This is a genomic window from Paramesorhizobium deserti (genome assembly GCF_001558695.1).
Classification (GTDB): Bacteria; Pseudomonadota; Alphaproteobacteria; order Rhizobiales; family Rhizobiaceae; genus Paramesorhizobium; species Paramesorhizobium deserti.
Window position 1 is genome coordinate 821,810 of the sequence record NZ_LNTU01000001.1, and the last position, 25,327, is coordinate 847,136.

Genomic DNA, 25,327 nt, shown 5'->3' on the forward strand with positions numbered 1-25,327 from the left:
AACAAAGCACCGGAGGGAACATGCCCGTCGATACATCCAGCAGCAAGACCAACAGCCGGACTGCACCTTCGGTGACCGAACAGGAAGCGCTCGATTTCCACGCCAATGGCCGTCCCGGCAAGCTGGAGATCAATCCGACCAAGCCGATGGCGACGCAGCGCGATCTCTCGCTCGCCTATTCGCCGGGCGTGGCGGTGCCGGTGAAGGCGATCGCGGAAGACCCGGCGCGCGCCTATGACTATACCTCGAAGGGCAATCTGGTGGCGGTGATCTCCAACGGTACGGCGATCCTCGGTCTCGGCAATCTCGGCGCGCTGGCTTCAAAGCCGGTGATGGAGGGCAAGGCGGTGCTGTTCAAGCGCTTCGCCGATGTCGATTCCATCGATCTGGAAGTGGACACCACCGATATCGACGCCTTCGTCAACGCCGTGCGCTATCTCGGCCCCTCCTTCGGCGGCATCAATCTGGAGGATATCAAGGCGCCGGATTGCTTCATCATCGAAAGCCGGCTGCGCGAACTGATGGACATCCCGGTTTTCCATGACGACCAACACGGTACGGCGATCATCGCTGTGGCCGGCCTCATCAACGCGCTGCACCTGACCGGCCGCGACATGAAGACGACGAAGCTCGTCTGCAACGGCGCGGGCGCAGCGGGCATCGCCTGTATCGAACTGGTGAAAGCCATGGGCTTCGCGCCGGAAAACGTCATCCTCTGCGACACCAAGGGCGTCGTCTACAAGGGCCGCGAGGAGGGCATGAACCAGTGGAAATCCGCCCATGCGGTGGAGACTTCCAAACGCACGCTGGCGGAGGCCATGGAGGGGGCTGATGTCTTCTTTGGCGTCTCGGCCAAGGGTGCCCTGACGGAGGATATGGTGCGCTCGATGGCGCCGAACCCGATCATCTTCGCCATGGCCAATCCCGATCCGGAGATCACGCCGGAGGAAGTGGCGCGCATCCGTTCGGACGCGATCATGGCGACGGGCCGGTCGGACTATCCGAACCAGGTCAACAATGTTCTGGGCTTCCCCTATATCTTCCGTGGAGCGCTGGACGTTCGCGCCACCACCATCAACGAGGAGATGAAGGTCGCGGCCGCCAATGCGCTTGCGGCGCTCGCCCGCGAGGATGTGCCTGATGATGTGGCGGCCGCCTATCAGGGCAACCGGCCGCGTTTCGGCCCCAACTACATCATCCCCGTGCCGTTCGACCCACGCTTAATCTCCGCCATTCCCGTGGCGGTGGCCAAGGCGGCGATGGAATCGGGCGTCGCCGGCCGACCGATCGGCAATCTTGAAGCCTATGCGCGCGAGCTATCCGCCCGGCGCGACCCGATCGCCTCGACATTGCAGGGCATCTATGAGCGGGTACGGCGCCAGCCGAAGCGGATCGTCTTCGCTGAAGGCGAGGAGGAGCAGGTAATGCGCGCCGCCGTCTCCTATGCGAACCAGCGCCTCGGCACCGCCATCCTGCTCGGCCGTGAGGAGCGCATCCGCGAAACGGCGCAGAATGCGGGCGTCGACCTCGCCAAGGCTGGCATCGAGATCATCAATGCGCGGCTTTCCAGCCGCAACACGGTCTATGCCGACTATCTCTATGAGCGGCTGCAGCGGAAGGGCTATCTCTTCCGCGACTGCCACCGCATCATCAACAATGACCGCAACCATTTCGCCGCCTGCATGGTGGCGCTGGGCGATGCCGACGGCATGGTGACGGGGGTGACGCGCAATTACGCCACGGGCCTTGAAGACGTGCGCCGTGTCATCGATGCCAAGCCCGGACACAAGGTGATCGGCGTCTCGATCGCGCTTTGCCGCGGCCGCACGGTGCTCGTCGCCGATACGGCGGTTCACGAGATGCCCAATGCCGAGGAGCTTGCCGATATCGCCGAGGAAGCGGCCGGCATGGCGCGGCGCATGGGCTATGTGCCCCGCGTGGCGCTGCTTGCCTATTCGACCTTCGGCCATATGGGCGGCGAGCGCTCGGAGCGCATCCAGGAGGCGGTGAAGATCCTCGACAAGCGCCGCGTCGATTTCGAATATGACGGCGAGATGAGCGCGGATGTGGCGCTCAATCCGGCACTGATGGAACAATATCCCTTCATCCGGCTTTCCGGCCCGGCGAACGTGCTGGTCATGCCCGCCTTCCACTCCGCCTCCATCTCCACCAAGATGCTGCAGGAACTGGGCGGCTCGACCGTCATCGGCCCGCTGCTCGTCGGCCTCGACAAGCCGGTGCAGATCGTTTCGCTGGGCGCGAAGGATTCCGACATCGTCAATATGGCGGCAATTGCGGCGTATAACGCGACGAATTGAGGGCGTGGAGCGTGGCAGGATCCACGCTCCACCTTTTCCATACCCACGCCATATAAAACGCGGTATAGGGGGCATCCATCTCATCGGGCCGTCTACATGAGCGCATCAGACTTGAAGCTTGAACAGATTGTCAGCGCGGAAAAGCTGCGCCGGAAGCTGGACCTGCTCACCAAACAAGCGGATGCCGACGGCGCCAGCCATGCGGTGCGCGGACTGGTGCTGCAGACGCTGAAGGACACGCTGGCGCGCGGACGCGCGACCGCGGAAGCGATGCTGATGAAGGATGGCGGCGGCACGCGCTGCGCCACCCGCCTCTGTCACCTGATGGACGTCATCATCGAGACGCTCTACGATTTCGCCGCCACCACCGTCTATCCCGTCACCAATCCGTCGACGGCCGAGCGGATGGCGATCCTCGCCGTCGGCGGCTATGGGCGCGGGGCGCTGGCACCGGGCTCCGATATCGATCTCCTGTTCCTCCTGCCCTACAAGCAGACGCCATGGGGCGAGCAGGTGGTCGAATATGTGCTCTATATGCTGTGGGACATGGGGCTGAAGGTCGGCCACGCCACGCGCAACGTCGACGAAACGATCCGCCTCTCGCGCGAGGACATGACCATCCGCACCGCCGTCCTGGAGGCGCGCTATCTCTGCGGCAACCACGAGCTCTTCGATGAGATGGCCCGGCGCTTCGGCGAGGAAGTGGTCAAGGGCACGGCACCGCAATTCATCCAGGCCAAGCTCACCGAGCGCGACAACCGGCACCGCAAGACCGGCGAAACGCGCTATCTGGTCGAACCGAATGTGAAGGAAGGCAAGGGCGGCCAGCGCGACCTGCATACGCTGTTCTGGATCGCCAAATATTTCTACCGCGTGCATACGAGCGAGGAGCTGGTGAAGGCGGGCGTCCTGTCCCGGGCCGAGTACAAGCTGTTCAACAAGGCCGAGGATTTCCTGTGGGCGGTGCGCTGCCACATGCATTTTCTGACGGGCAAGGCCGAAGAGCGGCTCTCCTTCGACATCCAGCGCGATATCGCCGACCGGCTGGGCTATACGGCGCATCCGGGACAGCACGGCGTCGAGCGCTTCATGAAGCACTATTTCCTCGTCGCCAAGGATGTGGGCGATTTGACGCGCATCATCTGCGCGGCGCTGGAGGAGGAACAGGCGAAGCACGTCCCCGGCTTCAACCGCATCTTTCTCACCTTCTCGCGACGCAAGCGCAAGCTGGCCGGCACGCAGGATTTCATCGTCGACAATCACCGCATCAACATTGCCAACGACAATGTTTTCGAGCGCGATCCGGTCAACATTATCCGGCTCTTCCATCTCGCCGACAAAAACGGCGTGGAATTCCACCCGCAGGCTATGCAGCAGGTTACCCGCTCGCTGAAGCTGATCAACGCTGAGCTGCGCGAGAACCCGGAAGCCAACCGGCTGTTCCTGGACATCCTGACCTCGCCGCGCAATCCCGAGCTGATCCTCAGGCGGATGAATGAATCGGGTGTGCTCGGCCGCTTTATCCCCGATTTCGGCAAGATCGTCGCGATGATGCAGTTCAACATGTATCACCACTATACGGTGGACGAGCATCTTCTGCGCTGCATCGCGGTCCTCTCGGAAATCGAGCATGGTGAGCTGGAGCGGGAGCATCCACTTTCCAACACGCTGATGCCGGCGCTGAAGAAGGACCGCAATCTCCTCTATATAGCGCTGCTCCTGCACGACATCGCCAAGGGACGGCCGGAGGACCACTCCGACGCGGGCGCCAGGATCGCGCGCAGGCTTTGCCCGCGTCTGGGCTTGAGCCCGGCCGAAACCGAGACTGTAGCCTGGCTGGTGCAGGAACATCTGACGATGAGCATGGTCGCGCAGTCACGCGATTTGAACGACCGCAAGACGATCGAGGATTTTGCCGCCGTCGTGCAGACGCTGGAGCGGCTGAAGCTGCTGCTCATCCTCACTGTCTGCGACATCAAGGCGGTTGGCCCCGGCGTCTGGAATGGCTGGAAAGGCCAGCTCCTGCGCACGCTCTTTTATGAAACGGAGCTGTTGCTCACCGGCGGCTTCTCGGAAGTCTCGCGGCAGGACCGCTTCGAACATGCCCGCGGACAGCTTGCGACGGCGCTTTCCTCCTGGCCGCAGGCGGAGCGGGAAGCCTGTCTCAACCTGCACTACCAGAACTATTTCCTCACCGTCAGCCTGGAAGACCAAGTGCGGCACGCGAAATTCATCCGCGATACGGATGCGGCGGGCAAGCCGCTTGCGACGATGGTGCAGCCGCATGCCTTCGAGGCAGTGACCGAGATCACCGTGCTTTCGCCCGACCATCCGCGCCTGCTCTCGGTGATCGCGGGCGCCTGTGCCGGCGCCGGCGCCAATATCGTTGATGCGCAGATATTCACGACGAGCGACGGGCGGGCGCTTGATACCATCCTGATCAACCGCGAATTCGAGACGGACGATGACGAGAGAAGGCGGGCGGAGCGGATCGGAAAGCTGATCGAGGACGTTTTGTCCGGCCGTTCCTTCCTGCCCGACATGCTGGCGAAGCGCGCCAAGCCGAAGCGCGCGGCGAAGACCTTCCGCGTCGAGCCGCGCGTGGAGATCAACAACACGCTGTCGAACAAATTCACCGTCATCGAAGTGGAGGGGCTCGACCGGCCGGGCCTGTTGTCGGAGCTCACGGGCGTGATCTCCGATCTCTCGCTCGACATCGCCTCGGCGCATATCACCACCTTCGGTGAGAAAGTGATCGATGCTTTCTACGTTACCGATCTGGTGGGCCACAAGGTTTCCAACCCCGCACGGCAGGGCAATATCCGGCGCAAGCTGCTGGCGCTCTTCGGCAGGGATGAGAGCCATGCGCGTTCCCGTGCGCATCAGGCTGCGGAATAGAATTGGTTCATGTTTGAATGGAATCGCTAGGCGCCCCCCTCTGCCCTGCCGGGCATCTTCCCGTCCTCCCGTCGTCATCCTCGGGCTTGACCCGAGGATCCACGGCAAGGGGGCGCTGGCCTTCCCGCTGCCTCAGCGCGTTCCAGCAGGCGCGAACTGCATTCGTTCTTGGAACGATATCCCGCTCCGTGATTCACGATCCCGTCGCAGATGATAATATCGTTTCTGCCCCCTTTGCCGTGGATCCTCGGGTCAAGCCCGAGGATGACGACGGGAGGGAGGAGATGCCCGGCAGGGCAGAGGGGGGTGCTGTCCCGCCAGCGTCTCCGCTTAAAAACAAAAAGATTGCATCATGAGCCTCGTCAAAAAGTTCGCCACCGTCGCGTCGGGCACGCTGATGAGCCGCATCTTCGGCTTCACCCGCGAGATGCTGATGGCGGCAGCGCTCGGCACCGGACCGGTGGCCGACGCCTTCAACGCCGCATTCCGCTTTCCCAACACGTTCCGGCGGCTTTTCGCGGAAGGCGCGTTCAACTCCGCCTTCGTGCCGCTCTTCGCCAAGGAGATCGAGAAGGACGGGCTTGACGGCGCTAGGCGCTTCTCCGAGGAAGTGTTCGGCGTTCTCTTCACGGTGCTGCTCTGCCTCACCATCGTCATGGAACTGTCGATGCCGTTCCTGGTGCGCTACGTGATCGCGCCCGGCTTTGCCGACGATCCGCAGAAGTTCGAGAGCACGGTCAAGCTCGCCGTCATCATGTTCCCCTATCTCGCCTGCATGTCCCTTGCGGCGATGATGAGCGGCATGCTGAATTCCTTGCACCGTTATTTTGCCGCGGCAGTCGCGCCTGTTTTCCTCAATATCATCCTGATCGGCGTTCTTGCCTGGGCCTGGTATCGCGGCCATGACGCGATCAGCGTCGGCTATGGTCTCTCCTGGGGCGTGATGGCCGCGGGGCTGGTGCAGCTTGCCATCGTCTGGATCGCGGTGCGCAATGCCGGGATCGCGATCGGCTTCCGCCGTCCCCGGCTGACGGCCAATGTCAAGCGCCTGCTCGTCCTCGCCCTGCCTGCGGCGATAACCGGCGGCATCACCCAGATCAACCTCCTGATCAACACCAATATCGCATCGGGCAAGGCCGGCGCGGTCTCTTCGCTCGTCTATGCCGACCGCGTCTACCAACTGCCGCTCGGCGTCGTCGGTATCGCCGTCGCAACCGTGCTCCTGCCGGAACTCTCGCGGGCGCTGCGCTCCGGAAACCTGAAGGAAGCCGCCAATCTGCAGAACCGCTCGGTCGAGTTCACGCTGTTCCTGACATTGCCGGCGGCGGCTGCCTTGCTCGTCATGTCGGAACCGATCGTGCGGCTCCTCTTCGAGCGCGGCCAGTTCTCGCCTGACGCCACGCGCGTCGTCGCCGACATCCTGGCGATCTATGGCCTGGGGCTGCCGGCTTTCGTGCTGATCAAGGCGTTCATCCCCGGCTTCTTCGCCCGCGAGGACACCCGGACGCCAATGGTCTTCGCCGGCATATCGGTTGCCGTCAACATCTCGCTCGCGCTGACGCTCTTTCCGATTTTCGCGGCAGCCGGCATCGCGACGGCGGAAATCGTCGCGGGATGGGTCAACGCCATCCTTCTGTTCTCGATGCTGGTCTGGCGCGGCCATTGGGGGAAAGACATTCCGCTCCTGACCCGCATTCCGCGCCTGATGCTGGCCTCCGCCATCATGGCGGCGGGCCTTTATTACGCAACGCTGTGGTTCGGCCATCTTCTGGCTACCGGCGTTCCCCTGCTGGTACGGGCGACGACGCTGGGCTCACTCGTGATAGTGGGCATGGTGGTCTATTTCGCCCTCGCCTTCGGCCTCGGCGGCGCCAATATCGGAATGATCCGGCGCAATCTGAAACGAGGCGCCAGCAAAACGCAGGATACAGCCGAGTGACACAGTCCATTGCTCTCGTTACGCTTGTAGTGCGTGACTACGATGAGGCCACTGCCTGGTACACTGAAAAGCTCGGGTTTCAACTGGTCGAAGATACGGCGCTTGGGCATGACAAGCGTTGGGTCGTGGTGGAGCCGGTGGGTGGGGGAACAAGGCTCCTCCTTGCCAAAGCCAGCGGCAGCGAGCAGGAAGCGCATGTCGGCAACCAGACAGGCGGCCGGGTAGCTTTCTTCCTCAGCACCGAGGATTTCAACCGCGATCATGCATCCATGCAACAGGCCGGCGTTCACTTTCTCGAAGAGCCCCGGCACGAGAGATACGGGATTGTCGCGGTATTCGAGGATCTCTACGGCAACAAATGGGATCTCATCGAATATGGCCACCGCTGAACGGCCTCTTCACCAATTGCCGCTTGATCGGCGCGCAACGCTCTGCCAAAAGCGCCCCGAGATCAACCACCCGGCTCTCCACCAGCTTCAGGGATACTACCCATGAACACATTCAAACCGCTCGTCTTCTCCGGCGTCCAGCCGACCGGAAATCTGCATCTCGGCAATTATCTGGGGGCGATCAAGCGCTGGGTGGACCTGCAGGACAGCCACGACTGCATCTATTGCGTGGTCGACATGCACGCCCTGACGGTGATGCCCGATCCCGCCGACCTGATGGTCTCGACGCGCGAGGTGACGGCGGCGTTCCTCGCCGCGGGCATCGACCCGAAGAAGCATATCGTCTTCAACCAGAGCCGCGTGCGCCAGCATGCCGAGCTTGCCTGGGTATTCAACTGCATTGCCCGCATGGGCTGGCTCAATCGCATGACGCAGTTCAAGGACAAGGCCGGCAAGGACCGCGAGAATGCGTCCGCCGGGCTGTTCGTCTATCCGAGCCTGATGGCCGCCGATATCCTCGTTTACCGGGCGACGCATGTGCCCGTCGGCGAGGACCAGAAACAGCATCTGGAGCTGACCCGCGACGTTGCGCAGAAATTCAACAACGACTATTCCGACCGGATCGCCTCGCTGGGCGTTGGTGTTGAAATGGCCGTCGGCGACGAGACCGTCTCCGGCTTCTTCCCGCTGGCCGAACCGCTGATCGGCGGGCCGGCGACACGGATCATGTCGTTGCGCGACGGCACGAAGAAGATGTCGAAATCCGATCCGTCCGACCTCTCGCGGATCAATCTGGTCGACGATGCCGACACGATCGCCAAGAAGATCCGCAAGGCGAAGACTGATCCGGAGGCTCTACCGTCAGACGTGGCAGGGCTCGCGAACCGGCCGGAGGCGGACAATCTGGTCGGCATCTTCGCCGCGCTCTCCGGCACCGACAGGGAAACCGTCATCCGCGATTTCGGCGGCAGGCAGTTTTCGGATTTCAAGCCGGCGCTGGCCGATCTCGCCGTGGCGCGGCTTTCGCCGATCACCGACGAAATGCGCCGCATCTCAGCCGACGAGGCCTATGTCGATGCAGTCCTGAAAGATGGCGGCGAGCGCGCCGGCGTTCTGGCGGAAGAAACCATGCGCCACGTGCGCGACATCATCGGCTTCCTGCAGGATTGATCATGAAATAACCCCCCTCTGCCCTGCCGGGCATCTCCTCCACAAGGGGGGTGAGGACGAGCGATTCCTCCAAAGCAGGAACCGCTCCAATCCAAAAAACCCCATCTTGCAGGTTTCTCCACGCAATGACACATTGACGCCATGGTTTCAAAACGTCTCAGCCGGGAAGCCGGACACCGCCGCAAGTTCCTCGCCGTCATCGACGAGACGCCCGAATGCGATCGGGCGGTCGCCTATGCCTCGCGCCGCGCCAAGAACACCGGCGGCGTGCTGGTACTTCTGTTCGTGATCGATTCGGCCGATTTCCAGCAGTTCCTGGGGGTCGGCGACATCATGCGCGCCGAAGCGGAAGAACGCGCTCAGGGGACGCTCAACAAATATGCCGCCAAGGTGCGCGAGGAGCAGGGGCTGGAGCCGGAGCTCGTGGTGCGCGAGGGGCAGACGGCCGAGGAGATCCACAATCTCATCGACGAGGATCAGGATATCGCCATCCTGGTGCTGGCGGCGGGGGCTGGCAAGGAAGGCCCGGGGCCGCTGGTGCAGTCGATCGCCGGACGCGGCGCAGGTTTCGCCGTTCCGGTCACCGTGGTGCCCTATAACCTCACCGACGAAGACATTGATGCCGTCGCGTAACGCTCTTATATAGGTCACGCAAACGTCACCGACGCCGGGCTTGAAGCGCCCGGGCGGCGAGCTTATTTTTAGAACAGTTCCAGGAACCAGCGCGGGAGAACGCGATGTTCATCCAGACCGAGACGACGCCCAATCCGGCGACCCTGAAATTCCTGCCGGGAAAGGTGGTCATGCCGGAAGGCACGGCGGATTTCCGTGATGCCGAGACTGCCGCAAGCACGTCGCCTCTTGCCGCCAAGCTCTTTGCCGTGCCCGGCGTCACGGGTGTGTTCTTCGGCTATGATTTCATCACCATCACCAAGGACGGCGCGGACTGGCAGCATTTGAAGCCTGCCATTCTCGGCACCATCATGGAGCATTTCATGGCCGGCGCGCCGGTGATGTCAGTGCAGGAGAGCGCCGCTTCGGAGCATGGCGAGGGCGAGTTCTTCGACGAGGCGGATATCGAGATCGTCGACACGATCAAGGAATTGCTGGAGACGCGCGTGCGCCCCGCCGTGGCACAGGACGGCGGCGACATCACCTTCCGCGGTTTCGAGAAGGGGACCGTCTACCTGCACATGAAGGGCGCCTGCTCCGGCTGCCCGTCCTCGACGGCGACGCTGAAGCACGGCATCCAGAACCTGCTGCGGCATTTCGTGCCGGAAGTGCAGCACGTCGAATCGGTCTGATATTCAAGGGGAGTAGGGGAATAAGGGAGTATGTTTTGGCTCCCACATATTCCCCTACTCCCTTAATCCCCTATTCCCTTACTTCACGATCACCTTCGCGCCGACCTCGACACGATTGTAGAGGTCCATGATGTCCTGGTTCAGGAGGCGGATGCAACCTGACGACATCGCCTTGCCGATCGACCACCATTCGGGCGTGCCGTGCAGGCGGTAGCCCGTGTCGCGGCCGCCCTTGTAGAGATAGAGAGCGCGGGCGCCCAGCGGGTTCTGCAGCCCCGGTCCCATGCCGCCGCGATAGACTGCCAGTTCCGGCCGGCGCCTGATCATCGGCTCGGGCGGCGTCCAGGTCGGCCATTCGCGCTTCATCGCGATGCGCGCCGTGCCCGACCATTCGAAGCCCTGCTTGCCGACGCCGATGCCATAGCGCATGGCCTTTCCGTCGGGCATGACGAAATAGAGGAATTTGTCCGTGGTATCGACGATAACCGTACCCGGCGCTTCCCGGGTTTCGTAACTCACGATCTGGCGGCGATACTGGGCAGGAACCTTGGCCACCGGAATGGCGGGAAGTTTATAGCCCGCATCCGTCACTGAGGCATACGAAGCGGTGTGAACGGGTCCCCCGATCGTCGAGCAACCGGCAAGGGCGGTTGCGGCAACCACCCCGAACGCCATCAGCAACGGCTTGATATTCATATATTTTCCCTCGTCTGCAATGAATCCGACCCGGGCGAATCACCCTTCCGATGGCGATAATCTATGAGTTGTTTTCTTAACCGCTGATTAACCGTAATGCGAGTTTTTTCGCATTTTCGCCTCTTTTGCAGGGAAACTGGCGCAGAAAAGCCACATTTTCAGTTGCCGCGAAACCCCGCCCGATTACGCTTGTGTCTGGACTGCCGTCCCCTTAATGACGCAGAATAAAGCCATGCCGATCGTGAATCCCCACCAGACTCATCCGCTCGCCGACGGCCGCCAGTCGGAAAACGCCATGCTGGTCAGGCGCGGGGTGCAGCGCCTGTTCCTGGAAATGGGGCTGACCGTGGCGCCGGAGCTGCCGCTGGCTTCGGGCCGGCGCGCCGATCTCGTCGCGCTGACGAAGAGCGGCGATATCTGGATCGTCGAGATCAAATCCTCGATCGAGGACTGGAAGGCGGATCGCAAATGGCCGATCTACCGGGCTCATTGCGACAGGCTGTTCTTCGCCACGCATCCAGGCGTGCCGCGCGAGATCTTTCCCGAGGATTGCGGCTTCATCCTCTCCGACGGCTATGGCGCGGAAATCCTGCGCGAGGCGCCGGAGCACCGGCTGGCGGCGGCGACGCGCAAGGCGATGACACTGCGCTTCGCCCGAACCAGCGCGGCGCGGCTGACCCTCGCGGAGCTGGCGGGTTTGGTGGTGCCGGAAGCGGATATAGGGGAGTAAGGGAGTATGTTTTCCTGTTTATTCCTTGAAACGGCCTTTGCTCCGAAAAACGGGGCAATTGCCAAAACATACTCCCTATTCCCTTATTCCCCTACTCCCTTATCTCGGCGCGCGTTTGGCCAAAATCCGCTGGAGCGTGCGGCGATGCATGTTGAGACGGCGCGCGGTTTCCGAGACGTTGCGGTCGCACATTTCGTAGACCCGCTGGATATGCTCCCAGCGCACGCGGTCGGCGGACATCGGATTTTCCGGCGGCGCGACCTTTTCCCCGGTGCGCCTCGTCAGCGCGGCAAAGACTTCGTCGGCATCGGCAGGCTTTGAGAGATAATCGATCGCGCCGAGCTTCACCGCGTTGACCGCGGTTGCGATATTGCCATAGCCGGTCAGCACGATGGCGCGGGTATCCTCACGACGGCTTCGAATCGCCTCGATGATGTCGAGACCGTTGCCGTCAGCGAGGCGCATATCGACCACCGCATAGGCCGGCGCCGCATTCCTGACCGCGGCGATGCCTTCCTCAACGGATTCGGCTGTCGTCACGTGAAAACCACGGCTCTCCATGGCGCGCGCAAGGCGTTGCAGAAACGGCTTGTCATCATCGACCAGAAGAAGGGAGGGATCGCTGCCGATCGAGCCGGCATTGTCCTGATCTGCGTCTTCCATCAGGTTGTTTCCTACTTGTCTTTTCTTTTGCCCCCTTATTGGGGGGCCTGCGTCAAAAAGTCAAATAGGCATTGAATTTCAGACAAAATTGCCTTCCAAAGCGGTCCGGGGCCAGACCACCCGCACCTCGGCGCCCTGGCCGGGATCGCTGCGGTTGTGGAAACTGATCTGGGCGCCGGAGCGCTCCAGAAGCGTCTTGGCAATGAACAGGCCAAGGCCGAGGCCGCCGCCATTGTTGCGGGCATCGCGGCTTGTCATATAAGGCTCGCCGATACGGTCGAGAATGTCGGGCGTGAAGCCTTGGCCATCGTCGAGGATGGTGATCTCAACTGTGCTGTCGGTCCAGCCCCATGTGACGCTTGTCCTCGTGCGGGCGAAATCGACAGCATTCTCGATCAGATTGCCCAACCCGTAGATGACGCCGGGATTGCGCCGCGCCACCGGCTCGGGCCCCTCGCCGCCTGTCTTGGTGACGTCGATGACGATGCCGAAATTGCGATGCGGCGCGATCACCTCCTCGATCAGCGAGGAGAGCGGCAGGCGCGACATGTGTTCCTCGCTCTCCGACGACAGGCTGGTCAGCCGCTGCAGTATCTCGCGGCAACGCTGCGTCTGCGAGCGCAGAAGCTCCAGGTCGTCGGCCACGCGGTCATCCTTGGCGAGGGCGCGCTGCATCTCCTTGACCACAAGGGCGATGGTGGCGAGCGGCGTGCCCAACTCATGCGCGGCGGCGGCGGCAAGGCCATCGAGTGCCGAAAGATGCTGCTCGCGCTGCAGCACCAGCTCCGTGGCGGCCAGGGCATCGGCCAACTGCCGCGCCTCCTCGGCGACGCGGTAGGCATAAACGCCGGTGAAAACCAGCGCCGAGACGATGGCGCACCACACGCCTGCAATCAGCAGGAAGGGCAGCGTCATCTGCACACCCGGATACCAGGGCAGCGGACGGTGCTCAAAGGCCAGAAGCGTGGTGCAGACGATGACGAAAACGCCAAGCGCCATGGTGCTGCGCGCCGGCAGCGAGGTGGCGGAAATGATGACCGGCACGATCATGAGCACCGCGAAGGGGTTTTGCAGCCCACCGGTCAGATAGAGCAGGCCCGCAAGCTGAAACAGATCGAAGGCAAGGACGGCGAGAGCCGCCCCCGGCTCCAGACGATGATTAACCGGGTAACGGAAGGACAGAAACAGGTTCAGCCATGCCGAACCGGCGATAAGCGCGAAGCAGATGCCGACCGCAAACGGAAACTGCAGATAAAGCATCACGAAGAGAACGGCCGCAGTTTGCCCGGCAATCGCCAGCCAGCGCAGGCGCACCAGCGTCGTCAGCCGGAGCCGGCGCGAGAGATAGGAGGCGCGTGTGCTGAAATCGAGGTTCATGATCGGTCTATAGTGTATTTCATATGGAAGCGGAAATGCTCCTGCATATTCCTACTGTCCACGCGGCTTGGCGCGGCGTGTTGGATCGGCTGCCAACGGATCCTCCGGCCAGACATGCTTCGGATATCGGCCACGCATGTCGGCGCGCACATCAGCCCAGGAGCCGCGCCAGAAGCCCGGCAGATCGCGGGTGATCTGGATCGGGCGATGAGCGGGGGATAAGAGTTCGAGCAGCAGCGGCACCTTGCCGTCGGCAATGGCCGGATGCGTGGCGAGGCCGAAAAGCTCCTGCACGCGCACGGCGATCACCGGTTCCTCCGCGTCATAGCGGATCGGGATATGCGAGCCGGTCGGCACCTCGAAATGGGTGGGCGCCAAGGCATCGATCCGCCTTTGCAGATCGTAAGGCACGAGCGCGCGCAGGCCATTGGCGAGCGCCGAGGCCGGGATGCGGTCGAGCCGGGCTTCGCCGGCCAGAAACGGCAGCAGCCAATCCTCCAATGTCGCCAGGAGATGATCGTCCTCCATCAACGGCCAGGGGTCGCCCAAACCGCGATTGAGCCAGCCGAGGCGGCGGCGCAGGGCCTCCGCCTCCTTGCTCCAGGGCAGGATGGCGAGCCCATGCCGGCGCACCGCGTCGATAACGCCCCGGTCCGCCTCCTCGCCAGAGGGAGCGGGCAATTGCTTTTCCGAAAGCGCGATGGCGCCAATCCGGGTCGCCTCGCGGGCGCGCAGTGCATTTTTCTCCGGATCGTAGATTATCTGCCGGCCGCTCTCGACGCGCGGCCCCAGCACCGCACGGATATCCTCCTCACTCACTTCCGCCGCGGCCAGGATGCGAGCGCGCTCCGCCCGTCCGGTGAGATCGGCGACGACCAGCCAGAGCGCACGCGACAGCGGCAGAGCGGGATCGACCTCGCCTCCCCTGCCGTTGGCCAGCAGATATTGCCCCGCCGCGCCGCGCACCTTGGCAATCCGGTCGGGATAGGCATCGAGCAGCATGCGACCGGCCGAAGAGAGTTCGCCAGAGGACGAAGCGGAAGGGACCGCCGAAGCGAGACGCTTCGCGAGCCCCCTCGCCCGCTGGGCGCGGTCGCTGCGGTCGCTCCGGAAGCGGGAGAGCCTGACATCGAGGTCGACATCATTGCCACCGAGCCCGCGCTCGGTCAGGAGCACCGCCAGTTCCGCCGCCCTGCCAGCCTCGCCGCGTCTTGCTGCGGCAACGACCATATGGGCGAGCCGGGCTGGCAGCGCCAGCGCGCGCATCGCTTCGCCATCGGCGGTCAGCCGACCATCCTCGTCGAGCGCGCCGAGACGCTTCAGGAGCGTCTTCGCCTCGGCGAGTGCAGGCGCGGGCGGCGGATCGATAAGGCTGAGCATCGCGGGATCCGCCACGCCCCAGGCGGCGCAATCGAGCACCAGGCCGGAGAGATCCGCTTCGAGAATTTCCGGCGGCGTGAAGGGCGGGAGGGCCGCCGTCTGACCGGAATGCCAGAGGCGGATCGCGATGCCCGGCTCGGTGCGTCCGGCGCGACCGGCGCGCTGGTCGACGGCGGCGCGTGCGGCGCGCACCGTCTCAAGCCGGGTCAGCCCTGTCGACGGCTCATATTTCGGCAGGCGCGCCAGGCCGGAATCGATCACCACCCGAACGCCGTCGATGGTGATCGAGGTTTCGGCCACCGAGGTCGCCAGCACCACCTTGCGTTTCCCCTGCGGCGCGGGGCGGATGGCTGCATCCTGATCGCGCCCCTCCATCGCGCCATAGAGCGGCGCAGGGATGACATCGGCGGGCAGGCGATCTTCAAGAAGCCGGGCGGTACGCTCGATCTCGCCCTGGCCGGGCAGGAAAGCGAGAATGCTGCCCGTCTCATCAGCCAGCGTCTCGCGGATGGCGCGCGCCATCGCATCCTCGATGCGCTCGTCGGCGCGACGCTCGCGGTAGCGTATATCGATGGGATAGGAGCGGCCTTCGCTCTCGATCACCGGTGCATCGTTCAAGAGCCTTGCGACGCGCGCGCCATCGAGCGTTGCCGACATGACGACGAGCTTCAGATCGGGCCGGAGCGCAGCCTGTACATCGAGCGCCAGCGCCAGGCCGAAATCCGCGTCCAGGCTGCGCTCGTGGAACTCATCGAAGAGGACGGCGGCAACGCCTTTCAGATCGGGATCATCGAGGATCATCCGCGCGAACACGCCTTCGGTGACGACGAGAATGCGCGTGCGGGCGGAGGTCTTGGTCTCCAGCCGCATGCGGTAGCCGACGGTTTGGCCCGGCTCCTCTCCCAAAAGCGATGCCATGCGGCGGGCGGCCGCGCGCGCGGCTAGCCGCCTAGGCTCAAGAAGCACGATCATGCCGTCGCCGCGCCAGCCTGCCTCAAGCAGATGGAGCGGCACCAGCGTCGTCTTGCCGGCGCCAGGCGGCGCTACGAGGACGGCCGCACTGCCCCTTTCCAGCGCATTATCGAGCGCTGGCAGGATGCGGGTGACGGGAAGATCGGGCAGGCTCGGCAAAAGACGTTCCATTGGTGCATCAGGAGGCACACCGATATAACAATTCCCCTGGGAATGGAAAGGCAAAGCGGGTCCATTGACATACTCCCCTAGAGTATATACCGTTCGCCACATTCGGGAGGTCCAATGCCGCATTCACCGGAAGATAAGAAGCGCGCGCTGACGCGCCTGCGCCGCATTCGCGGTCAGGCCGAAGGGCTTGAGCGCGCGGTGGAAGCCGGTACGGAATGCGCGGCGCTCCTGCAGCAGATCGCGGCGCTGCGTGGCGCCACCAACGGGCTGATGGCCGAGGTGCTGGAAAGCCATTTCCGCGAGACCTTCGGGAATGCGCGGGAGGCGATGGCCGGACAAGCCGCGACCGACCCCGACACGCAAATTGACGACATCATGCGGATCTTGCGGACTTATCTCAAATAGCGTGATCTCCGAAAAGTTGCAGGCTTTTCGGAGATCATGCGGCTAAACAACAAAGACTCGCTTAAATTATCGCACTGGAAGGAAAGATTGCCATGAAATCTCGCGCAGCCGTGGCCTGGGAAGCCAACAAGCCGCTCACGATCGAAACCGTCGAGATCGGCGGGCCGAAGCCGGGGGAAGTGCTGGTTGAGATCATGGCGACCGGCGTCTGCCATACCGATGCTTATACGCTTTCCGGCCTTGATTCCGAAGGCAAGTTCCCGGCGATCCTCGGCCATGAGGGCGCGGGCATCGTGCGCGAGGTGGGCGCGGGCGTTACTTCGGTCAAGGTCGGCGATCACGTCATCCCGCTCTACACGCCCGAATGCCGCCAGTGCAAAACCTGCCTGTCGCAGCGTTCCAATCTCTGCACCTCGATCCGCGCCACGCAGGGTCAGGGGCTGATGCCGGATCATACCTCGCGCTTCTCCTGCGACGGCGGCGAGGTGTTCCATTACATGGGCTGCTCGACCTTCTCCAACTTCACCGTCCTGCCGGAAATCGCGGTCGCGAAGGTGCGCGAGGACGCGCCCTTCGACAAGATCTGCTATATCGGCTGCGGCGTCACAACCGGCATCGGCGCGGTGGTCTATACGGCCAAGGTCTGGCCGGGAGCGAATGTCGTCGTCTTCGGCCTTGGCGGCATCGGCCTTAACGTCATCCAGGGCGCGCGCATGGTCGGCGCGGACAAGATCATCGGCGTCGATCTGAACCCGGCCAAGGTGGAGATGGCGAAGAAATTCGGCATGACGCATTTCGTCAACCCTGACGAGGTCGGCCGCGACAAGGTGGTCGAAGCGATCGTGGACTTGACCGGCGGCGGCGCGGATTTCTCCTTCGAGTGCATCGGCAATGTCCATACCATGCGCCAGGCGCTGGAATGCTGCCATCGCGGCTGGGGCGAATCGATCATCATCGGCGTGGCCCCCTCCGGCACCGAGATTTCCACCCGTCCGTTCCAGCTCGTCACCGGGCGCGTCTGGAAAGGCTCGGCCTTCGGCGGCGCGCGCGGCCGCACCGACGTGCCGAAGATCGTCGACTGGTACATGGAGGGCAAGATCGACATCGATTCCCTCATCACCCACACCATGCCGCTGGAGGAGATCAACACGGCCTTCGATCTGATGCACGAGGGCAAGTCGATCCGCTCGGTCGTGGTCTACTGATGCCCACTGAGCTGCAGTTCGTCTGGAGCGGGCTCGATGGGCTCGCTCCCCGCGATCTCTACGCCATGCTGAAGCTGCGCGTCGACACCTTCGTTGTCGAGCAGAATTGCCCCTATCCGGAACTGGACGGCAAGGATCAGGATGCGCTGCACCTGCGGGTGCTGGAGGATGGCGAGCTTGCCGCTTACTTGCGCGTCCTTCCGCCCGTGGATGACGGTCCAGCGCAGATCGGCCGCGTGATCGTCGCGCCCAGCCATCGCGGCAGGAAAGTGGGCGAAAAGATCATGCACGAGGCGATTGCGCATTGCCGGGCACATTTCCCGGACCGGGATATCGCGCTCAGCGCTCAAAGCCATCTCAAGGCATTCTATGGCGCCTTCGGCTTTGCGCCCGTCTCGGAGGAATATGTCGAGGACGGCATTCCGCATATCGACATGCGGCTTGCCGCTTAGATCAGGAAAAATACGATGACCGTTGAAACCATCTCAACCGCGAAAAGCTTCGAAGGCACGCAAGGGGTCTACCGCCACAAGAGCGTGGCCTGCGCCTGCGACATGACATTCGCCCTCTTCCTGCCGCCGCAGGCGGCGGACGGCCCGGTGCCGGTCATGTGGTATCTCTCGGGCCTCACCTGCACACATCAGAACGTCATGGACAAGGGCGAATACCGCCGGGCGGCGGCCGAGCTCGGTCTCGCCATCGTCTGCCCGGACACGAGCCCGCGCGGCGAGAGCATTCCCGACGAGAAGGACAATTGGCAGTTCGGCAGCGGCGCGGGCTTCTATCTCGACGCAACGCAAGCGCCCTATGTCGCCAATTATCGGATGGCGACCTATATCGCGGAGGAATTGCCAACGCTGGTGGCGCAGAACTTCCCCGTCGACCTGACGCGCCAGGGCATCTTCGGCCACTCCATGGGCGGCCATGGCGCGATCACGCTTGCGCTGATGCATCCCGGCCGTTTCAGATCGGTTTCCGCCTTCGCGCCGATCGTTCAGCCTTCCACCGCGAACTGGTCGCGGCCCGCCTTCGAGAAATATCTGGGATCGGACGAGAAGGCCTGGCGGGCCTATGATTCAACGCTTCTGATCGAGGATGGCTATCGCGTGCCGGAGCTTCTCGTCGATCAGGGAACGGCCGATGGTTTCCTCGACGAGGGCTTGCGCCCGTGGCTGCTAGAGGAAGCGTGCCAGAAAGCCGGCATTCAGCTGACGCTCAATATGCGCAAAGGCTACGACCACTCCTATTTCTTCATCTCGACCTTCATGGCCGACCATCTGCGCTGGCATGCGGAGCGGCTGAAAAAGTGAGGCTTCTTACCGCCGCGACGTCACCTTCATCGGCAAGCCACCCTGCGGCTGCGTGGTCAGCTTCTGCACCGGCCAGGGCTTTGTCTGGCTCACCGTATCGAAGCGGTAGCGGGAGAGGAGGACGGCCAGCGCAATGACGGCCTCCTGCAGCGCAAAGCTCGCGCCGATACAGACGCGCGGGCCGGCGCCGAAGGGCAGATACTGGAAACGATCGATCTGCCCACGATTCTCCGGATGGAAGCGGGCGGGAATGAAGGCATCAGGGTCTTTCCAGTGGAGGCGATGCCGATGGATCGTCCAGGGCATGGCGAGCACCGTCGAGCCCTTTTCGATTTTCAGGTCGCGATACCGGTCGTCTTCCACCGCCTCCCGGTTGATGGATGGGGCCGGCGGATAAAGCCGCATCGCCTCCTCGAACGCCGCGCGGGTTAAAGGCAGGTTTTCCAGCCATTCATGTGGCGAAACAGGCCCCTTGCGCATGAAGGCGTCGATCTCTGTCTCGACGATCTCGCGCTCTTGAGGAGCCTTGGCCAGGAGATAAAGCGTCCAGCCAAGCGCGCGGGCCGTCGTCTCGTGGCCGGCGCCGATGAAGGTGATGATGTTGTCCTCGATCTCGGCGCGGGTGAGTCCCTCCGGGCCTTCGGTCTTCAGCAGCAGCGTCAGGAAATCATTGGGAACATGATCTCCCTTTTCCATACGCGCCTTTCGCATGGCGACCGTATCGGCGACGATCTTGCGGAAGAAGGCTAGCGAACGACGTCCTCTGATCTGGGTGAAGCGTGGCAGCCAATCCGGCGCGCCCAGCAGATCGAGCGGATCGACGCGACCCATAGTTTCGAACAGATTGTCGATTTCCTTGGCGAACTGGCCCGGCTCGCCGGCGATCTCGCCGGAAAAGAGCGTCGCAGCCAAGATGTCATAGGTAAGCAGCGTCATGTCGCGGGCGACATCGGTGACGAGACCTGGCGTTTCATAGCGTTCCGCGAAAGCCTCGGAGCGCTCCAACATCGCTTCAGCGAAGCCGTGGATGTGGCGCGGCGTGAAAACGGGGGCCATGGCCTTGCGCGAGCGCTTCCAGACCTCGCCTTCCGCCGTCAGAAGACCGTCGCGCAGGATCGGGCGCAGGATGCGCTGGCGCACTGCCGCCATGCGATAGTTCTTCGCATTGTCGACCAGCACATGGCGGATCAGCCCGGGATCATTGGCGATGATGGTGTGCATGCCCATCCAGTCCACCTCGACCCACGGCTCGTTATAGGAGGGCTCACCCCACAGTTCGAGCGGATTGCGGTAGATGATGCGGATCAGTTCGAGGCGGCCGACCGGCTTCTCCCGCGGGGTCGGCGCAGGCGGAATGAAGGGCTTTGCGGGACCCGCCGCCCTGACACCTTCCGTGCCGCCCATTACCATATCGCTCATCGACCGAACTCCCGGGTTAGGGGTACTGCCCATCCAATATAGGAGGGGAATGACGATCCCGCCACAACGGGAAAGGCGGGCCCGCCGACGCGGGTTTATCGATCAAGGCTCATCCCCCGCAAAATCGCCGCAAAGATTTGGAAAAACTGGCTTTAACACCTATATTAACGTCATCTTCGGCGCGTGATTCGAGGGGACTTCGTGCGCGCCGCCTTTTCGGTAGACAGACGAAAGTTTTTCATGAGCGAAATACCCGAGACGACACCGGAAAACATCTCCGGCGCATCCCCCGAATATGGGGCGGATTCCATCAAGGTTCTCAAGGGATTGGACGCGGTGCGCAAGCGCCCCGGCATGTATATCGGCGATACGGACGACGGTTCGGGCCTGCATCACATGGTCTACGAGGTCGTGGACAATGCGATCGACGAGGCGCTGGCCGGACATGCCACGCTCGTCACCGTCACGCTCAATCCCGACGGCTCGTGCACCGTCACCGACAATGGCCGCGGCATCCCCACCGATATCCATTCTTCTGAAGGCGTCTCGGCAGCCGAAGTTATCATGACGCAGCTCCATGCGGGCGGCAAGTTCGACCAAAATTCCTATAAAGTGTCAGGCGGCCTGCACGGCGTCGGCGTTTCGGTGGTCAACGCGCTTTCGGTCTGGCTGAAGCTGAAGATCCGCCGCGCAGGCAAGATTCACGAGATGAGCTTCACCCATGGCGTTGCCGACGCGCCGCTCGCCGTCACCGGCGATGCCGGCAACGAGACGGGGACTGAGGTCTCCTTCCTGCCGAGCTCCGAGACCTTCACCATGGTCGAGTTCGACTATGCGACGCTCGAACATCGCCTGCGGGAGCTCGCCTTCCTCAATTCCGGCGTCCGCATCCTTTTGACCGACAAGCGCCATGCTGACGTCAAGGAACAGGTGCTGCATTATGATGGTGGGCTGGAAGAATTCGTCAAATATCTCGACCAGGCCAAGAAGCCGCTCCTCGAAAGCCCGATGTATATCACCGGCGAACGGGACGGCATCACCGTCGAGGTGGCGATGTGGTGGAACGATTCCTACCACGAGAAGGTCCTGTGCTTCACCAACAACATCCCGCAGCGCGACGGCGGCTCGCATCTGGCCGGTTTCCGCGGCGCGCTGACGCGCCAGGTGACGGGCTATGCCGACAGTTCCGGCATGACCAAGAAGGAAAAGGTCTCGCTGACGGGCGACGATTGCCGCGAAGGGCTGACCGCCGTTCTCTCGGTCAAGGTTCCGGACCCGAAATTCTCCTCGCAAACCAAGGACAAGCTGGTTTCCTCGGAAGTGCGCCCCGTTGTCGAAGGCCTCGTCAACGAAGCGCTTTCCACATGGCTGGAGGAGCATCCCTCGGAAGCCAAGATCCTGATCGGCAAGGTGGTCGAGGCGGCGGCTGCCCGCGAGGCGGCACGCAAGGCGCGCGAGTTGACGCGGCGCAAGGGCGCGCTCGACATTACCTCGCTGCCGGGCAAGCTCGCCGACTGTCAGGAGCGCGACCCGGCGAAGTCCGAGATCTTCATCGTCGAGGGTGACTCGGCGGGCGGCTCGGCCAAGGGCGGGCGTTCGCGGCAGAACCAGGCGATCCTGCCCTTGCGCGGCAAGATCCTCAATGTCGAGCGGGCGCGCTTCGACCGGATGCTCTCATCGGACCAGATCGGAACGCTGATCACGGCGCTCGGCACCTCCATCGGCAAGGACGAGTTCAACCCGGACAAGCTGCGCTACCACAAGATCATCATCATGACCGACGCCGACGTGGACGGCGCGCATATCCGCACCTTGCTGCTCACCTTCTTCTTCCGGCAGATGCCGGAACTGATCGAGCGCGGGCACCTCTATATCGCGCAGCCACCGCTCTACAAGGTCGCGCGCGGCAAGTCCTCGCAATATATCAAGAACGAGGAAGCCTTCGAGGAATTCCTCATCGAATCGGGTCTGGACGAGACCGCGCTGGCGCTTGCCAATGGCGAGGTGCGGGCCGGCGCCGATCTTCGCGCCGTCATCAATGACGCGCTGACGGTGCGCCAGTTGCTCAACGGGTTGCACACGCGCTACAGCCGCAATGTCGTCGAACAGGCGGCGATCGCCGGCGCGCTCAATCCGGAAGCCGTCAGCAATACCGAACGGGCGCAGGAAGCGGCCGACGACATCGCGAGGCGTCTCGACCTCATCGCCGAGGAAACGGAGCGTGGCTGGACCGGCCATGTCGCCGCCGATGGCGGCTATCGCTTTGAGCGGATGCTGCGCGGCGTGCGCGACGTCACGACGCTCGACATGGCGCTGATCGGCTCCGCCGATGCGCGCCAGCTCGACCGCTACGCATCACGCCTGAGCGAGATCTACGACACGCCGCCGACGCTCCGGCGTAAGGACAAGAGCGACATGATCTCCGGGCCGCTGGCGCTGCTCGACGCCGTCTTCGCCGCCGGGCGCAAGGGCCTGACACTGCAGCGCTACAAAGGTCTCGGCGAGATGAACGCCGACCAGCTCTGGGAAACGACGCTCGACCCGCACGCCCGCTCGCTCCTGCAGGTGAAGGTCTCCGACGCGACCGATGCCGATTCACTATTCAGCCGGCTGATGGGCGACAATGTGGAGCCGCGGCGCGAGTTCATCCAGGAGAACGCGCTCAGCGTCGCCAATCTGGACGTGTAATCGGCCGATACTGGCGCGACACCCCCCCCCTCTGCCCTGCCGGGCATCTCCCCCGGGAGATTGACTATGATATCCGTCCCGCCAATCATTGACGTAGCAGATAAAGCTCCGTTCCTGAGGCAGGCTAATCTCCCCCCTTGTGGGGGAGATGGCCGGCAGGCCAGAGGAGGTGAAAACCTTCACCGCTCCAGTCAGGGAATCGCCTACTTCGCCTTCAGAAAATCCCCTACCTCGAGAAGGACGAACTCGTTGTCATCGGCCTTGTCCAGCGCGCGACCGGCGGAGAATGGCAGGTTGTTGTCGTTGCCGACGACGATATGGTTCTCGTCCACCACGTCGACATTCTCGATGGTGACGAAGGGCATGTCGTAGAATCCCTCCCCGCCGCCCTGGCGCGCCTTGCCTTCGGGATCGCTGATCGCCATCAGGTCGATATAGCCGATCTTGCGGATCGGACCGCCGACATTGGCGTCGTTCATCTCGATCTTGTAGATGCGCTTGAACTTGGCGGGCGTCGAGAAGCAGTCCGGCTGCGGATCCTTGGCATCGGCGCAGGCTCTGGCCGCGACACCCTCGCCATTGTCGCGCTCGATGACGAGGCCGGTGGTGTCATCCATCATGTTGAAATCGCCGATCGCCTCACCGCCGTCGCTCAGGGGATAGAGCCAGCTGCGGCCTGTCCATTTCCTGCCCGCGATATCGAATTCGACGATGCGCAGCGCCGAATTGTCGCCCACCTTCTCGACCGTGCCATCGTCGAGATAACGGGGGCCTTCCAGGAGCGCATAGAGCTTCGCTCCATCCTTCGAACGCGCCATGCCCTCGAAGCCGCCGGAACGCTTCAAATTGAAGGCCGGCATTTTCTGGGTTGGATTTGCCGGCAGCGTGAAGGAGGGATAGTCGGGCGAGCGGACGGGCTCGCCTTCCACCACCGTTTCCACCACATCGGTCACCTTGCCGGCCCGGTCGACATGGATGAGGAAAGGACCGAACTCCTCGCCGATCCAGAAGCCGTCATCGACCGGCTGGATGGATTCCACATCGAAATCGGAGCCGGTCAGATAGCGCTTGTCCGTGCCTTCCAGCACGATCGGGAACGGCACCTTTTTGTCGGGATCGGAGAGGAAAAGCGTCTCGATCCGCTCGATCTTGCCGGCGTCCCAGTCGAATTTGATGTGATGCAGCATAAGTGCGGCATCGGGTGAATTCAATTTGTTGCCGAAGCCATTGTCGGAGAGCGTCCAGAAGGTGCCGTCGCCCATCGTCTTGATGCCGGAAAAGCCCTGCAGCGGCTGCCCGTCGAAAGGCAGCGCCAGCCCAGTCGGCCGGTTCTCGTCCATGCCGGGCATGGTGCCGATGCCGACGGCGCGGTGGCGGTTCTTCGCGGTGAATTTTCCAGAGGTCCTGAGGAGTTCCGGCGCGTCTTCCGGCGCCTTGATGATCGAGTTCGCCGGCAGGATGGCATGAGCTTCAAGCGTGGCGGGGAAACGTGTCTCCCCGGAAAAAGCAGGCGTGGAGATCAGCATGGCGATCGCCGCAGTCGTCGACAAAAGAAGCGCCTTCATGGGAAGCCCTCGTTGAGAATTATCGGTCTTTTCCCGATAATGCCCGTCGATGTCGGCCGGTTGACGCTCTCATGAAGCTTTGATGAACCGCCACGCCCACGGCGGTTGCTTGACTTGCAGGCGGTGCCTTCTACTTACTCCCCTATGGATTGTGGAGGGCTTATGTGGTCTTCTTACAAGTCCCAAAGGCGATCAAAGGAGGGCAAGATGAAAAAGCTCCTCGCAGTGTTCTGCGCAGCGCTGATGGCCGCTTCCTCGGCCGAATTCGTCGCTGCGCCCGCTCTGGCAGGCCCGGTGCAACCGCTGAAGGTGGAAGCAGCCGGCCCTGACGTACAGACTGTCCAGTACCGCCGCTGGCGTGAGAGACGGTATGACGGACGACGTGTCTATCGCGACCGTGACGTGAGGCGATTGGGCCGCGGACGCGATTTTTATCGTGGCCGTGATGGCTATTATTATCGCGGCCATCGCGGCTCCCGCCGCTATCGTTCAGGCTGGCGCCGGCACAATGGCTGGTGGTTCCCGCCGGCGGCATTCCTGGGCGGCGCGATCATCGGCGGCGCAATCGCCAATCAGGGCCGTGGCGGCAGCTCTCATACACAATGGTGCTATAACCGCTATCGGTCCTACAGGGCTTATGACAATACATTCCAGCCCTATAACGGCCCACGGCGCCAGTGCGTTTCGCCCTATATGTAAGGGCTGAACGACGATGCTAAACCGAGGGG

20 protein-coding genes are annotated in these 25,327 nt (G+C 62.9%); 14 read left to right on the forward strand and 6 right to left on the reverse strand.

What is annotated here, in order from left to right; genetic code table 11:
• Positions 1 to 20: 20 nt before the first annotated feature.
• From ATN84_RS03890 to ATN84_RS03920, 7 genes are all read left to right on the forward strand, one after another.
• Positions 21 to 2,318, forward strand: a complete 2,298-nt coding sequence (locus ATN84_RS03890) for an NADP-dependent malic enzyme (protein ID WP_068880179.1) — start codon at positions 21 to 23, stop codon at positions 2,316 to 2,318.
• A 96-nt stretch (positions 2,319 to 2,414) separates the two neighbouring features.
• Positions 2,415 to 5,216 (forward strand): [protein-PII] uridylyltransferase, encoded by a 2,802-nt coding sequence (locus ATN84_RS03895; protein WP_068880180.1) that lies wholly within the window; start codon positions 2,415 to 2,417, stop codon positions 5,214 to 5,216.
• Positions 5,217 to 5,568: 352 nt separating this feature from the next.
• On the forward strand, positions 5,569 to 7,155 hold the full coding sequence (murJ, locus tag ATN84_RS03900; RefSeq protein ID WP_068880181.1) for a murein biosynthesis integral membrane protein MurJ: 1,587 nt from the start codon (positions 5,569 to 5,571) through the stop codon (positions 7,153 to 7,155).
• Entirely contained in the window at positions 7,152 to 7,544 is a 393-nt protein-coding gene (locus ATN84_RS03905) for a VOC family protein (protein ID WP_068880182.1), read from the forward strand. Before murJ ends, ATN84_RS03905 begins: the two co-directional genes overlap by 4 nt.
• A 102-nt stretch (positions 7,545 to 7,646) precedes the next feature.
• Positions 7,647 to 8,714 carry a tryptophan--tRNA ligase gene (trpS, locus tag ATN84_RS03910; RefSeq protein ID WP_068880183.1) on the forward strand — a complete coding sequence of 356 codons (1,068 nt, stop codon included), beginning with the start codon at positions 7,647 to 7,649 and terminating at the stop codon, positions 8,712 to 8,714.
• 141 nt (positions 8,715 to 8,855) lie between these two features.
• Positions 8,856 to 9,347, forward strand: a complete 492-nt coding sequence (locus tag ATN84_RS03915; protein ID WP_068880184.1) for a universal stress protein — start codon at positions 8,856 to 8,858, stop codon at positions 9,345 to 9,347.
• A gap of 104 nt (positions 9,348 to 9,451) precedes the next feature.
• Positions 9,452 to 10,018, forward strand: coding sequence for a NifU family protein (locus ATN84_RS03920; protein WP_068880185.1), 567 nt, complete (start codon positions 9,452 to 9,454; stop codon positions 10,016 to 10,018).
• 78 nt (positions 10,019 to 10,096) lie between these two features.
• On the opposite strand, the gene ATN84_RS03925 is transcribed toward ATN84_RS03920, so the two are convergent.
• Positions 10,097 to 10,714 (reverse strand): L,D-transpeptidase, encoded by a 618-nt coding sequence (locus ATN84_RS03925; RefSeq protein WP_068880186.1) that lies wholly within the window; start codon positions 10,712 to 10,714, stop codon positions 10,097 to 10,099.
• Positions 10,715 to 10,946: 232 nt separating this feature from the next.
• On the opposite strand from ATN84_RS03925, the gene ATN84_RS03930 reads away from it, so the two are divergent.
• The gene (locus ATN84_RS03930) at positions 10,947 to 11,444 is read left to right on the forward strand and encodes an MmcB family DNA repair protein (RefSeq protein WP_068880187.1); all 498 of its coding nucleotides are present in this window, start codon (positions 10,947 to 10,949) and stop codon (positions 11,442 to 11,444) included.
• Positions 11,445 to 11,543: 99 nt separating this feature from the next.
• Here ATN84_RS03930 and ATN84_RS03935 read toward each other — a convergent pair whose 3' ends face one another.
• The 3 genes from ATN84_RS03935 to hrpB form a co-directional block, all read right to left on the reverse strand.
• Positions 11,544 to 12,107: an ActR/PrrA/RegA family redox response regulator transcription factor gene (locus ATN84_RS03935; protein WP_068880188.1), complete on the reverse strand. Its 564-nt coding sequence runs from the start codon at positions 12,105 to 12,107 to the stop codon at positions 11,544 to 11,546.
• A 78-nt stretch (positions 12,108 to 12,185) separates the two neighbouring features.
• Complete coding sequence (locus ATN84_RS03940) at positions 12,186 to 13,484, reverse strand: ActS/PrrB/RegB family redox-sensitive histidine kinase (RefSeq protein ID WP_068880189.1); 1,299 nt, start codon at positions 13,482 to 13,484, stop codon at positions 12,186 to 12,188.
• Between the two features lie 51 nt (positions 13,485 to 13,535).
• Positions 13,536 to 15,995 (reverse strand): ATP-dependent helicase HrpB, encoded by a 2,460-nt coding sequence (gene hrpB, locus ATN84_RS03945; protein ID WP_068880868.1) that lies wholly within the window; start codon positions 15,993 to 15,995, stop codon positions 13,536 to 13,538.
• Between the two features lie 126 nt (positions 15,996 to 16,121).
• On the opposite strand from hrpB, the gene ATN84_RS03950 reads away from it, so the two are divergent.
• The 4 genes from ATN84_RS03950 to fghA all read left to right on the forward strand — a co-directional run bounded on the left by ATN84_RS03950 (position 16,122) and on the right by fghA (position 18,927).
• The gene (locus ATN84_RS03950) at positions 16,122 to 16,412 is read left to right on the forward strand and encodes a metal/formaldehyde-sensitive transcriptional repressor (protein ID WP_068880190.1); all 291 of its coding nucleotides are present in this window, start codon (positions 16,122 to 16,124) and stop codon (positions 16,410 to 16,412) included.
• 92 nt (positions 16,413 to 16,504) lie between these two features.
• Complete coding sequence (locus tag ATN84_RS03955) at positions 16,505 to 17,617, forward strand: S-(hydroxymethyl)glutathione dehydrogenase/class III alcohol dehydrogenase (RefSeq protein ID WP_068880191.1); 1,113 nt, start codon at positions 16,505 to 16,507, stop codon at positions 17,615 to 17,617.
• A complete protein-coding gene (locus tag ATN84_RS03960; RefSeq protein WP_068880192.1) occupies positions 17,617 to 18,069 on the forward strand; it encodes a GNAT family N-acetyltransferase in 453 nt (150 codons plus the stop codon). The genes ATN84_RS03955 and ATN84_RS03960 overlap by 1 nt, the downstream gene beginning before the upstream one ends.
• A gap of 15 nt (positions 18,070 to 18,084) precedes the next feature.
• Positions 18,085 to 18,927: an S-formylglutathione hydrolase gene (gene fghA, locus ATN84_RS03965; protein WP_068880193.1), complete on the forward strand. Its 843-nt coding sequence runs from the start codon at positions 18,085 to 18,087 to the stop codon at positions 18,925 to 18,927.
• 6 nt (positions 18,928 to 18,933) lie between these two features.
• On the opposite strand, the gene ATN84_RS03970 is transcribed toward fghA, so the two are convergent.
• Entirely contained in the window at positions 18,934 to 20,346 is a 1,413-nt protein-coding gene (locus ATN84_RS03970; protein ID WP_244490970.1) for a cytochrome P450, read from the reverse strand.
• 240 nt (positions 20,347 to 20,586) lie between these two features.
• On the opposite strand from ATN84_RS03970, the gene gyrB reads away from it, so the two are divergent.
• Complete coding sequence (gene gyrB / locus ATN84_RS03975) at positions 20,587 to 23,034, forward strand: DNA topoisomerase (ATP-hydrolyzing) subunit B (protein WP_068880194.1); 2,448 nt, start codon at positions 20,587 to 20,589, stop codon at positions 23,032 to 23,034.
• 203 nt (positions 23,035 to 23,237) lie between these two features.
• Here gyrB and ATN84_RS03980 read toward each other — a convergent pair whose 3' ends face one another.
• The gene (locus tag ATN84_RS03980; RefSeq protein WP_068880195.1) at positions 23,238 to 24,599 is read right to left on the reverse strand and encodes an esterase-like activity of phytase family protein; all 1,362 of its coding nucleotides are present in this window, start codon (positions 24,597 to 24,599) and stop codon (positions 23,238 to 23,240) included.
• Between the two features lie 207 nt (positions 24,600 to 24,806).
• Between ATN84_RS03980 and ATN84_RS03985 the strand changes: the two genes are divergently transcribed.
• Entirely contained in the window at positions 24,807 to 25,298 is a 492-nt protein-coding gene (locus ATN84_RS03985) for a BA14K family protein (protein WP_068880196.1), read from the forward strand.
• Positions 25,299 to 25,327: the final 29 nt, after the last annotated feature.